Origin of the sequence: Serratia sp. G204Y (assembly GCF_051172435.1) — a bacterium.
GTDB lineage: Bacteria > Pseudomonadota > Gammaproteobacteria > Enterobacterales > Enterobacteriaceae > Serratia > Serratia sarumanii.
This window is the reverse complement of sequence record NZ_JBPIZA010000005.1, coordinates 236,506-248,427: the sequence shown is the minus strand read 5'-3', so window position 1 is coordinate 248,427 and position 11,922 is coordinate 236,506. Positions and strand designations below refer to the sequence as shown.

The following is an 11,922-nucleotide window of genomic DNA, read 5'->3' as shown; positions in this document are numbered from 1 at the left end:
TTTTCGCTTTCTGGGGTACGGACTCTCCATCGAACTGCGTTCGATTATTCGGCCTGAAGGCCTCACCCTGCGGGCCAGCGCTAAAGCGCTGTTCAACGCGGCGCCAGCGCCGGTTGTCCGAGTCCGGTCGCCCTATTCAGAAGAACCCGCCTATGGCGGGTTTTCGCTTTCTGGGGTACGGACTCTCCATCGAACTGCGTTCGATTATTTGTCAGGCACGCCATGCGTTAAGCGATAGTGATCGGGGTCGGTTACAGCCAGGCAATCATCAATGGCAGAAAGGTTGTTGTGCAGCATACCAGCCTGGGCTCGTATCAGGCGGAAAACACTCTGGTTAGCCTATTCTGTTGGTTAATCAGCAAGTGGCCGCCGGCGAGGAAATGCCTTTCCAGGTGTGAATGAGCAATACCCCGGCGCTTCTTACCGGTGCCCAAGATGAATAAGCCGGCTTCGTCGTTTATTAAAATTTAACGCGTTGTCTCCTACCATAAAATTTTATGACGGCTAATAATCAGCCGTTTTTTCCTGACTAATTTAATATGCATATAAAAAGACAACAGGCTAAATAAAAAGAGTATTGCTGCAGAAAGCAAAAAAAACACTTAAGTTCCTTTTGTTAGAAAAAGAAAGCTCTAAAACTGATAAAATAGTAAGCCATCATTTTCAAAAAAAAGATTAGTCATCTTGCGATATTAACCAATACATAAATTCTCGTTGGCGATTCAGCATCAGTTTTTTCATCACCGACCGTTTATGGCTATGTACCGTTTTTACGTTTATCCCTAGGAGTTTGGCTGTTTGTGATTGATCAAAACCTCTTTTTAGAAAACCGATTACCTGTTTTTCCCTACTCGTCAGAACATAACCGAGAAGCTGTTTTTCAGCAGAGTTTTTAACCAAGCTTTTCGCCAACAACTCAAATAGTCTGCTCCGGTTATCGGTTCGATAAAGGACACTCTCACTCTCATTAACGCGTCCTACTCTTTTTTCTTTAATGGTCATGATAGCCGATACAGCTTCGCAAGGATTCATTTTACGCCATCGCTGTGCGCGCCACATCGATGCTGCAATCACCATATCAGCCTGTACGCCATCATCAGGCGACAAAAAACTTACCGTCTTATGATTTTTTTCCGCATATTCCGTAATGCTGAAACGTAATCCCGCCACGAAATAAGCATTGTCATCATCAATAACGATATTGATTCGTTCCATTATTCACCTCTTAAACAATGCAGATAGACTGGCGGAAAACGAATTTATTGGCCCAGGCAGAGGAAAAGCATAAGGAATGGATTACACCGTAAAATAACCGCGATGGCAGAATGCAATTCCTTAACCAAACCTCCCATACCTATCTATTCATATTCCAGGTTAAAGGTGACAGCAGCACTAAAATCCCCACGAACAATGGTTCTGCTTTGTAGAGCAAGCGGCTCACCTCGAATATAGGCCTGAAGACGGATCTGATTATTACCGCTTACCAGTGAGATCTTTTCTCCCCGTTTATTCAGCGGCAGCGATTTACCTTCCATACTCTCTAAGCCGATTGCAACGCCTCTGGCCTGGCTGCCGGTATCCAACGCTAAATAACCTGGTAAGCTACCGTTTTCGCTACCGACAAAAGTTACCGTCAGGGATTGCCCCAGACTCAGATCGCACTCCGCCAGCTGAATGGCCAATGGAACGGCTAACGTACGTTGATAGCTATAAAGGTATTTATCTATCACGGTACCAAAATCGAGCGGGATAATTTCACTGCCAGGCGGGATCACGCAGGGTTCCGCCACCAGCTCGCCATGAAAATACAGGTTATCCTCTGCCCGGGCGTGTGGAGTGAAAACAATCAATAACGCCATTGCTGCAGAAAAAAACGGAAAAACTTTCATATCAAGCTCCTAGAAAAATTCAGCCAGCAAAGTCGCGGTCGCGAAAAAAGCGCCTTCCGTCAACGTGGCCCCCGGTCTGCTCACCGGCACCGCCTCCAGCCGCGGCGGGCTACTGGGATCGATAGAAATGGAGCTGTAGATCACAAAAGGCTCGTCATTTTGATAAACGCGAATCCCCAGATCTGCTTTATTGCTCTGTAGCGCGGCCCCATCAAACGCGGTGCCATTCCCCTTCAGGGTTAACCTTAGCTCCCAAGGGCGCGCCCCCGGTTCACAATCAAGGTGGTAATCGATCGCCTGGCGGTAGTTAACGCCATCCACTTTTTTGATCCCAACGCGCGAGCCAAAATCGACATCTATTTTCGCCCCGGCGTTAATCGTGCATGGAGGCGGGGCAATCAAGCCGCCACGAAATTGCATCGCAACCTCCTCTGCAGCCAGCGCAGCCCCCTGGAAACATAGAGCCAAACACACTACAGGAAAGACAAAACACGGCTTCATGCATTCACTCCAGGGGTTATTGATAGTCGACTCGCAACGTTGCGGATGCGGTGAATTCTCCCGTCGCCAGATTGACGCCGCTCCGCTTTACCGGCACGGCATCCAATTTAACCGGATTGGGATAGGAAAAATTGTGCCAGGAATTCAGCGGCAGTTGATCCCCACCTTGCCTTTGCAAGATGAGGATAGCCAAACCATCCCGACTGGTGCCGAGCAGCCCCTGGCCGAAATTGGCGGTGCCGCCCTGCACCTGCAACCGCATGGCGTTTTTATAGGGATTATTACAGGTGAACGAAAAATCTATCGGCATACGGTAAAAGTTACCGTTAATGCGTGTTGTCATCACCTCATCGCCAAAATCCACCTCAATCGGCCGTCCGCCGTTGATGGTGCAGGGCAAAGGCTGCATCACCGTCACACTGACTTTCACTGTCGCCGTCTGTGCGAAGGCCATTACGCTACTGCCGCACAGAAGCAACGCCGCAGCGGTTTGTCGTACTCTGGTTACCATTTTCACCCGTTACCCCTCAGTCATAGCTCAGATGAAAATCCACCACGGCACGATAGCTGCCCGCCACCAGAGGCTGCGCGGTACGCTCAGCCATAATCCAGTAAGCCAGCGCATTGCTCCCCGGCGTCAGCCACAGCGGCTCACCTCGGCTGCCCAAACGCACGTTGCGGCCGTGCTCATCCAGCATTCGCAATCCCATGCCGCTCACCCCCTGCGCTTTTATCAGCTGCGGGTTATCCCGATCGGCCCGCGCGCTGAAGCTCACTCTGACCGCCGGTTGATCCGGCGCCCAGCTTAAAGCTCCCGTACGCTCATCCCGGCTGGCCGACCGAGTACGCAAGCAATCGCGCAGGCGCAACTCAACCGCCACCGGCGTACCGCGAGCCCCCACCTGTTCAAGCCTTCCGGTCGCCATTTCTCCCAGCCATATATCCTGGCGAGCAGAAGCCATCTCCAACCGGCAAGCACTCTCGGCCAGCGCCCCCTTGATATGCAGCACGCCATTGGAACCCTCCACCTGCCAGTTATCCGCCGCCCGTGTTGCAGGCAGCAGCCACAGCATCATCGCCACGCTGAGCGGCGCCATCAGCGCCAGCCCCGCCAACGTCAATCCGTAACGCCATCCGTTCACCCCATAGCGCCAGATTTCCGGTATTGCATGCCTACGTGCCATTCGTTTTCTCCTTTAACTGCGGCCGCCGGTTATCTCACGAGCTTTTCTTCTCCGGTACGACGCTGCATTTGTCCGCCTGACAATTGAACGCCAGCTGCGGCCGGCCGCCATAGTCATTGATATAGGTCAGCACTGGATTACCGCCCAGGGTAGCGGCGTTCACCGACAATGGCGCGCTGCCCTTCGGCGGCACCATAAACGGTTCGAAGTTTTGCGCGCCCGCAGCGCCTTTACGGCTGGCCGCATCGATAAGGGTGACGTAATACGGCGTCGGGTTATTGACTATGTATTTATCGCCTTGCCTGGTCAGCGTTAATTGCTCCTGCCACGGCGCAGCGTTGCGTTCCGGCGCTATCGCCGCCGGGCGATAAAACAGCTTGATGCGCGTCTGCAGCGCGATCTGCAGCGAGTTCGGCTTGTTGCTCTTCGGCGGGATCTCACGCAGGTTAAAGTAGTACAGCGTTTCCCTGTCCTGCGGCAGCTGTTTGGCCGCCGGCAACGCCTGGATCTTCACCTGGCTTGGCTTGCCCGGCTCAATGCGCTGCACCGGCGGCAGCACCGTCAACGGGCTTTGAATCTTGTTGCCCTGCTCGTCTTCCAGCCAGCCCTGCGCTAAATAAGGCAGCTGCTTATTTTGGTTGCTGACGCTCAGGCTCACCGACTGCAGGCCACCATCGAAAATAACGCGGGTGCGATCCAAGGCAATGGCCGCCTGTGACGACATCGACAAAAAGACACTGCCAATTAATGCTATTGCCGGTACGGCTCGCGCGACATTATATTGCATAGATATATTCATAAATAACCTTCCTCCCGGCAGCTCAATAAATACCTCAGCCACCGAATTAAATAACGGCATAAAATTTAAAACTGCTAAATGACTTCAAACACAATCAGCGCATTGCCTGAAAAAGTGCCGCCGTCAATACCGCTCAGCTGCGCGCCGTCCAATTTGGCTACAAAGGCATAGGTCGCATTAAAACCTGGCGAGACGTCAATCACCTGCTCATTAGACGAATTTGGATCGCCAATCGACAGCTTCGCTTTTATTTCATCACTCGTGCCGCTCTTACGCAGCGTTACCGTATTTGCCCCCACCTGATTGACATCGGTAAATCTGAGGCGGGCTTTTCCTGAAGTCCCGCCCTGGCAGGCCAGTTTGGCGGCAATGCCCTTCACTTTGTTTTCACCCTGCGTCATCACGCCAAAATCAATCTCGCCGCTGCTTTGCCATGTCACCGCGCAAGAAAGCGGCTCCGGTGGGCGCGGCGTAATTGGCGGCAGAGGCGGCAATAAACCAGTGCAGTCGGAACCTAATAGGTAAGAGGTCCACCCCGTTACTAGTCGTAATTCTAAACAGTACGGATGACGCTCCTCCCGGCGGCTAAATTGAACTGTTTCCGCTAAGGGCAAAATATTTCTCATCACTGCATTTGCCTCGTCAACACTAAACATGCCTCGTCCATATTCAAAGGTAATACCTTTAGTCTGTACATGATTACCAAATGCATTGTAGGTGTGAAACTGAAGTCGACAAAAACCGAAACAGTCTAACTTACCTTCCTTATTAATATCACCAAATGCCTTGTCGCCAGCCTGAAAAACAACCGTAGTAAAATTAAAATCTAACTCCCCCATCCTCGGATAGCTAGTATTGCTAGGCGGATCAATCCAGCGCCAATCGGAGTACCACCCCTCCACGTACGTTGCCTGTACCATTGCACTATAAAAACAGATGGGCAAAGCAAATATAAGGGAAATTAGCTTTTTCAATTTACGCTCCACTTTTCAATTCATCCGCTCCCGCTAATACCCGGCAAGGAAGCAGTAAATTATTCACCAGCATTTCTGGCGGCAATAACATCGGCATTTGCACTTCGCACTGTGCTGTGCCCCCCCAGTGCACGGTCATATTTTCTCCGGCTTTGATACCGCTCAGATACACGCTGCCGCCGTCGTTGACGATGCCGGTTTCCTGTTTCCGCGCGTTCCGCACCGTGGCGCCGAACGGCGGCTCGCTGCCATCCGCCAACTTGATCACCGCCATCGCTTTCTCCCCGGCAATCACTTCAAACTTGCGGTAGCCGATGGCGCCTTCGGTCAGCGTCGCCTGCACCACCGATTTGATCGCCTCGGCGCTATCGCCCAGCTCGTCCAGATCGATGCTGGCCTTGTTGCGGTAGTAGCTGTTGACATCCGCCACCACCGCTTTCCCCCAGCGGTTGGTCGCCGCAACGCTGCCATAGCCGCGCACCGGCACCCCGCCCACTCCTTCGGTATCCAGCAGCAAGCGAGTGCCGCCCGGCAGGTTGCTACGGTGCAACGCTCCGCCTTCGGCGGTCAGCGTTATGCCCCCCTGTGCCGACAGGCCGAAAGCGCTGTACCTGTCCTGCTGATAGCCGGCGTTAGCGGTTACGCGCGCCATATCGCTATCGCGGGTGTAATAACCGCTCAGATTGGCGCCGCTGCGCGAGCCGCCGGCGCTGAGCTGGTAGTTGCTGCGGCCGTCGAGGCGATCGTAATAGCTTGCCCGATGAGTGTTGTCATTGCGGTTGAGCGTCGCGTTGTAGCTTAACGTGGCGCCGTTGCCCCACGGCAGCGACAGCGACAGATACATGCCGTCGTCGTTGCGCTCGTTGTAACGGTTACGATACGCCGACAGCGACAGCGCCAGATTTTTGAAACGGCCGACGTCGAAATAGCGCGACAGCGTCAGGTTATAACGATCGTTGGCCGGTTTATCCCAATAAGTCTGATGGCTGTAGTTGAGATAAGCGCTCACCCCCAGGTCCCGCAGCTGTTGGTTATAGGTAATGGTGTACATCTCTTTACTGTTACCGAAACGCCTGCCGTACTCGCGCGCATCCAGATATTCGCTCATGCTCATAAAATTCTGCTCCGAGAAGCGGTAACCGGCAAAGGTCACCTGGCTGTCCAGCTCATCGAAACTCTTCGAATAGCTGAGGCGGTATGAACCGCCGCCCAGCGTTTCGCCGTTATACGGCAACCTGGCGCGCGACTGGGTGGCGTCGAACGACAGCGCCCCCAGCAGCATCAGATCGCGGCCGATGCCCAGCGCCGCAGCGTTATAATCCCCCCCGAACAACCCGCCGCCGTACAACGACCAGCCGTTGCTCACCCCCCAGGAAAACTCACCGGTGCCGAACAGCGGCTCGCGATAGCGGTGATCGAGATCGGAGGGTTTACCCAAAGCCAGCTTGTAGCGCAGCGATCCCGGCCGCGTCAGATACGGAATGCTGGCGGTGCTCATCGTGAACGCCTGCACGCTGCCGTCTTGCTCTTCCACCCGTACGTCCAAATCGCCGGACACCGCATCATTCAGATCCTGGATGCGGAACGGCCCCGCCGCGACCATGGTCTCGTATAACACCCGCCCCTGTTGGCTGATAATCACTTTGGCATTGCTCTTCGCGACTCCCGTCACCTCCGGCGCATAACCACGCAGGTTAGGCGACAACATGTTGTCGTCAGAGCGCAGGCTCAGGCCGCCGAAGCGGAAGCTGTCGAACAGCCCGGAATCAAGATACCCTTCACCAAGCGTCAGTTTTGATCGCAACGCCGGCACGGCCCGATAAGCATAGTAACGGCTCCAATCCAAACGCTTGTCAGTCGGTTGCCCCGACCCGGTCTGGTGATTTAGCTGCGCCTGCCAATCTGCCCGCAACCGCCAGGCCCCCAGGTTAGCCCCCGCCGTGCCGTTACCGCTCATGCTATAACCACGCGTACCCGCCTGTATCTGATGCTGAGTTTGCGCACTGAGGTTGTAATCAAGCAACAGCCCCGGAATGCCTTCATCCCAGCGCGACGGCGGATCCCAATCCTCCGAAACATAGTCCAGATAGGCCTGCGGAATGCTGAGATAAAGTGACGAAGTGGCCAGGTCACCGCGCACTTCCATGCCTTTCAAGCTGGCCTCATCCAGGCACTCCCCCTGATGCCACCAACTCAAGTCTCGGTACAGCGCCGTTTTCAGCCCCAACTGCTCCACTAAAGAACGCGAAACGCAGGCGCGGCTGCCGTTAGGATCATCATCCGGCGCATAGAAAGCGATTTGCTGTTCCGGCAAATCACTTTTATTGACGTGCACCGCCATACCGTAAGTGCCCGGCATAATGTAGCCGCTGCGAGCGAACTGGCTCAGATCGATGTTTTTGCGATCGTTCACGTCCAGTACATCAATATTGAACTGGATTTCTTCCTGAGCGCCGGCAGCAGAGGTGAAACCAAAGCAGCACAACGCCACCCAGGCACTCAGAATAGATAAACGAAATGACTTTCCGGCAGGCAAAAACATCATGTTCCAAACCTTCTATCTGTTAACTTCCCTGAAATAGTCGATCGACTCAGTAATAATCCATTTTGAATCTAACCGATGAAAAATAACTTCCCGCCGTTAATGGTTGACGATTCGCCATGAGGTTTATGACGTAATTCAACCGATAACTCCCCAGAGGAATATTCATTAACGGCAACGGCATGCCCGGCCTGGCGATATTGCCGTCATCATCGCTTATTTTTAACGCCACTCCGGAGGCTTCTCCGCGAATGCCAAACATTTCGCCATCGGCATGGCCATCAAAAGCCACCTGAAATTGCTTCCAACCCGGTAACTTTTTATCTGCTCTCTCCAAGATGCAATTCACTAACTTGATACTGAAAGAGACGTTTTTCCCCTGCCCATCGCGAGCAATATCGGAGACAGGAATAACCTCCATATCGATAATCTGTTCACGGCTTTCCATAGCGATCGCACAAGCTGCATCATTAATGGCTCCTTGCATATTGACGCGCCCCTCGCCCTGTGAAGCAGCAATAGCCTGCGACACAAAGAACAACGGCACCGACAATAGGCAAAACGCCCCTAACTTTGTTATCTGATGCTTCATTATCTCTTCCCGTGAAATAACGATTCCCTATAAATGGCATGCGGGTTGCCCCACATGCCAATAATCATGCGTATTTCGTTAGGCTAACGAATTACTGGTAAGCCAGGGTAAAGTCGGCAACAGACTGGAATTCACCCGGAACGATCGTCGCATTGGACGCGCTGCTGCCCTGCAGGTAAGCGGAGAAACTCAGGGTGTTGGCGCCGTTCTGCAGATCACGTGCTTTAGAAGCCTTGCCCAGTTCGATGTTAGTGCCGGCGCCGTCGGTGATGGCGATGCCAGCCCCTTTAGCGGTACCGGTGATGCCCAGCAGCTTGCTGTCCGCTTCCGACGCTGAACCTGAGAAAGTCAGCGAAACAGTGTTGTTTTTGCCTGGCTCGACGGTGGTCAGCTCGCAGTTTTCCAGCTTGATCTGGAAGTTACGCGGCGTGGATTTACCGCCGTTTTTCAGCGCCACGTTGGAGATGGCGCCCAGCTCAACGGTCTGATCGATTGACTCAGGCGCGATAGAGCAAGGCGCATCGATAATAGAGCCGCTGAAGGTCACTTTACCGTGCCCTTGATCTTTAACCGCAGCATGAGCCACAGAAGAAACACCAAACGCCATGACGGCAGCCAGCATGATTTTATTCAGTTTCATATAACCAATTATCCTTAATCGTATTAATACATAAGGTATTTTCTTAACAATGAGTAATGTGTATCAACGGCCTGGCCTGATGCTTTAAAAAACCAAGCCGCCTTTTCACGCGGCTATTACTGATGTAGTGGATAACCATGGTTAATAGGTCAGCCACATACTATTCAAGAAATAAACCAATTACCCATTCTGTTTTCCCAACCGATGAAATCCTCCATCGCCGGGGTGAAGCCACTTTAGCGCCCCTGCCGCAATCTTGAAATATTATTTCATCAAACACGATAAATACGAGATTAAAACCCAATAAATACCATTAAATTACACATATAGTCTAAAAATGACATCTTTTAGTTCAATAGTTAGATCTCCATAAAAAATTCATTATGGATAAATTATCACTTAGTGACAGATATCAATATTATTGGAAAACACAGAGAATCAGGGTTATTGAAAAATATAACCTCTCAGCGCAAAATCCCTTCCCGAAACAAAAAATGAGAGGATTCCTATGATTTTCATTATAAACGGAAGGGTTAAGTTCAATGAATACGAAGGAACCCTGGAGAGCGTCAATGCCCCGCACAATATGCAGCCGCTAGCGGCCGCGGCTTGCCGTTTGCTTTCTATTTTCGTCAGGAACAATGAAATGTTGATTAAGCGTCAACAATTACTTGAAGAGGTCTGGGAAGAACGAGGACTAAAAGGAACAAACAGCAACTTGAATAACTATATCTCACTATTGCGTCGCCATCTGGCGCAACTTGGCGAGACGGAGTTGATAATCACTTACCCTCGGCAAGGCTTTAAGTTCGTTGCAAAAAAAATTAGCCGACATGCCACTGCCGAACCTGAAAAAGAACAAAACATAATGGAGGAAACCGCTGTTCCCACGCAACCGCCGGGGCAAGCCGCCCCCAGAGGGCGTGGTAGCGGAAAACTATTATCGGCCTGGCGGCAGTTTCAGAGTTGGAATAAATGGGTTAATCTCATCCTATTCATCAGCATCGCTGCATTGATCATGGCCAGCCATCAGTACTCCGTGCGTAACAACCTATTCAGCGGCACTCAGTTCGCGGGTTGCCAAATATACAACATGGGGTGGGATTACTCAGAGAAGGAAACGGTAACCGACATGGTAAAGGCCTATGTCAATTGCCAGAAAAAGACTAAAGTTTATTACTATAACAAAATCACGCAGGATAACAGGCAGTTTGAAGAGAAAATGCTCGTATCCTGCCGAGAAAATGCAGGCCGCCAACCTTGCGAAGTGGTTTATATTCCATAATTGAGTAACGTTTTTCACTACCAGTGATACAAAAACAGCAAGATGTCCGTTCACGGACACGTTCAACCTGCCGTTATTTGCTATACACGCCATCACCAACCACATCCCATAATCGTCTCATTATGGGATGTTTCCATCATTTTCTGGTTACGGAACACAGCAACTCAGGCTGCCTGCCGTAGTACATAATAAAATTGTCATCATTCAATTTGGCAATTTTTAAAACATAGTAATGTTTTTCCTCACCCAACAGAAAGGTCTGCGCATCCGAGTAGGTGAAGTTATCCATGGATTGAAGGATTTTCTTTTCAATGGCGACATAGTAGTACCCACGATGATAGTGATACTTCGTTTCGAGCACGCGGGCTATCACCTGCTTCTTTCCATCCCGATAGGCTAAACCGTTAAGCGTAATGGTCGCGCGGCGCCATCCTGAACGCACGATGTTCACATACAAACCGCTGGTTACCGTCCCATTCGGCGTCATGCGCGTCGTCGATAAAGACGCATTGCACTCAGGGAAATCTCGCGAGGCGGTCAATAAATAAATCAATATAACAATAACAAGGGCAATAGCAGCAGATAATGCCAGGTAGAAAGCACGGCGCGAGCTAACCTTCATTGATCACCTCAAACTCATCTTCACAGTGCGCATCCATATTCTTAACGCGGTGTTTCGGGCAATACGAGATGAAATCAATCAGCTTTTTGTAGTTCGTATAATGGTATGTCAATCGAGAGTAATAAACCGTTGCCGGTACATCACAATCAAAACCACGGCTTTTGAGCCTTTCCAGGGCGTCGGCAATATACCGCTCGTCGATCCGCTCGCTGGCGTTCAGCGTCTCCACGCGGCAAGATTTGTAGCTGGCGATCTGGGTCTGATAAGCGGTGTCGTAACGTTCGGTAAAAAAGTAAACGCCCGCCAATACCAACGCAATCCCGATAAACAGCAGCGTTACCTTAGGTAAAATGGCATCGCAACGGCGCCGGACGGGTAAAGGCGCGGCTGGAACAGTTTCGTCCTGCGTCATATTGTCCGCCACGGAATGAATGCTGGCGGCGGTAAACATAAATCCCTGCCTCGGCACGGTAACCAGAATTTCGCTCTCTCCCAAGCCGGCAAATGTACGGCGCAGGCTGGCGATATAGTTGTTCAGGTTACTGTTCGAGGCCGTTTTGCCATGATCGTCCCAGACGGTGGAAAAAATAAAGTCCCGGCTAATCAAGATGCCGTTATTTTTTACCAACAGCGCGAGCAGACGATTGGCTATCGTGGTGAGCGTCACCGGTTCGAGGTTCTCCTCCGCCAACGCCAGCGTCGAGTTATCCTCATCGAAGATAATTCGGTTATTGATTAAGAACCTCATAATCGCTCTCTTAGACCTACTCCTGGCGCGGATTATAGCTGAAACATAAGAATCTTCCTATCACACGAACAATTAACCGCCGCGCGGTTAGACAAGTCTTTCTCACAACGTAACCACGTCGAGCGTGGCAGCCAGCCTCTCTGACC

13 protein-coding genes are annotated in these 11,922 nt (G+C 51.5%); 1 reads left to right on the top strand and 12 read right to left on the bottom strand.

Annotated features, from left to right (window positions below):
• Window positions 1-675 precede the first annotated feature (675 nt).
• The 10 genes from ACSBQQ_RS20790 to ACSBQQ_RS20745 all read right to left on the bottom strand — a co-directional run bounded on the left by ACSBQQ_RS20790 (window position 676) and on the right by ACSBQQ_RS20745 (window position 9,121).
• A complete protein-coding gene (locus tag ACSBQQ_RS20790) occupies window positions 676-1,215 on the bottom strand; it encodes a LuxR C-terminal-related transcriptional regulator (RefSeq protein WP_060419728.1) in 540 nt (179 codons plus the stop codon).
• A 143-nt stretch (window positions 1,216-1,358) separates the two neighbouring features.
• Window positions 1,359-1,889: a fimbrial protein gene (locus ACSBQQ_RS20785; RefSeq protein WP_033649101.1), complete on the bottom strand. Its 531-nt coding sequence runs from the start codon at window positions 1,887-1,889 to the stop codon at window positions 1,359-1,361.
• A gap of 9 nt (window positions 1,890-1,898) precedes the next feature.
• The gene (locus ACSBQQ_RS20780; protein ID WP_223182023.1) at window positions 1,899-2,309 is read right to left on the bottom strand and encodes a fimbrial protein; all 411 of its coding nucleotides are present in this window, start codon (window positions 2,307-2,309) and stop codon (window positions 1,899-1,901) included.
• Between the two features lie 97 nt (window positions 2,310-2,406).
• Window positions 2,407-2,901, bottom strand: coding sequence for a fimbrial protein (locus ACSBQQ_RS20775; RefSeq protein ID WP_072269938.1), 495 nt, complete (start codon window positions 2,899-2,901; stop codon window positions 2,407-2,409).
• Between the two features lie 16 nt (window positions 2,902-2,917).
• The gene (locus tag ACSBQQ_RS20770; protein ID WP_060428897.1) at window positions 2,918-3,574 is read right to left on the bottom strand and encodes a fimbrial protein; all 657 of its coding nucleotides are present in this window, start codon (window positions 3,572-3,574) and stop codon (window positions 2,918-2,920) included.
• Window positions 3,575-3,608: 34 nt separating this feature from the next.
• A complete protein-coding gene (locus ACSBQQ_RS20765) occupies window positions 3,609-4,361 on the bottom strand; it encodes a fimbria/pilus periplasmic chaperone (RefSeq protein WP_060419744.1) in 753 nt (250 codons plus the stop codon).
• Between the two features lie 86 nt (window positions 4,362-4,447).
• Window positions 4,448-5,347 (bottom strand): hypothetical protein, encoded by a 900-nt coding sequence (locus ACSBQQ_RS20760; RefSeq protein WP_140367564.1) that lies wholly within the window; start codon window positions 5,345-5,347, stop codon window positions 4,448-4,450.
• A gap of 1 nt (window position 5,348) precedes the next feature.
• On the bottom strand, window positions 5,349-7,892 hold the full coding sequence (locus tag ACSBQQ_RS20755) for an outer membrane usher protein (protein ID WP_086556959.1): 2,544 nt from the start codon (window positions 7,890-7,892) through the stop codon (window positions 5,349-5,351).
• Between the two features lie 46 nt (window positions 7,893-7,938).
• On the bottom strand, window positions 7,939-8,481 hold the full coding sequence (locus ACSBQQ_RS20750; RefSeq protein ID WP_033649097.1) for a fimbrial protein: 543 nt from the start codon (window positions 8,479-8,481) through the stop codon (window positions 7,939-7,941).
• A 91-nt stretch (window positions 8,482-8,572) separates the two neighbouring features.
• A complete protein-coding gene (locus ACSBQQ_RS20745; RefSeq protein WP_033649096.1) occupies window positions 8,573-9,121 on the bottom strand; it encodes a fimbrial protein in 549 nt (182 codons plus the stop codon).
• A gap of 508 nt (window positions 9,122-9,629) precedes the next feature.
• On the opposite strand from ACSBQQ_RS20745, the gene ACSBQQ_RS20740 reads away from it, so the two are divergent.
• Window positions 9,630-10,406 (top strand): transcriptional regulator, encoded by a 777-nt coding sequence (locus tag ACSBQQ_RS20740; protein ID WP_050438976.1) that lies wholly within the window; start codon window positions 9,630-9,632, stop codon window positions 10,404-10,406.
• A gap of 136 nt (window positions 10,407-10,542) precedes the next feature.
• Here ACSBQQ_RS20740 and ACSBQQ_RS20735 read toward each other — a convergent pair whose 3' ends face one another.
• Both ACSBQQ_RS20735 and ACSBQQ_RS20730 read right to left on the bottom strand, forming a co-directional pair.
• On the bottom strand, window positions 10,543-11,028 hold the full coding sequence (locus ACSBQQ_RS20735; RefSeq protein WP_033636027.1) for a hypothetical protein: 486 nt from the start codon (window positions 11,026-11,028) through the stop codon (window positions 10,543-10,545).
• Window positions 11,018-11,776: a winged helix-turn-helix domain-containing protein gene (locus tag ACSBQQ_RS20730; RefSeq protein WP_033649095.1), complete on the bottom strand. Its 759-nt coding sequence runs from the start codon at window positions 11,774-11,776 to the stop codon at window positions 11,018-11,020. The genes ACSBQQ_RS20735 and ACSBQQ_RS20730 overlap by 11 nt, the downstream gene beginning before the upstream one ends.
• Between the last annotated feature and the right edge of the window lie 146 nt (window positions 11,777-11,922).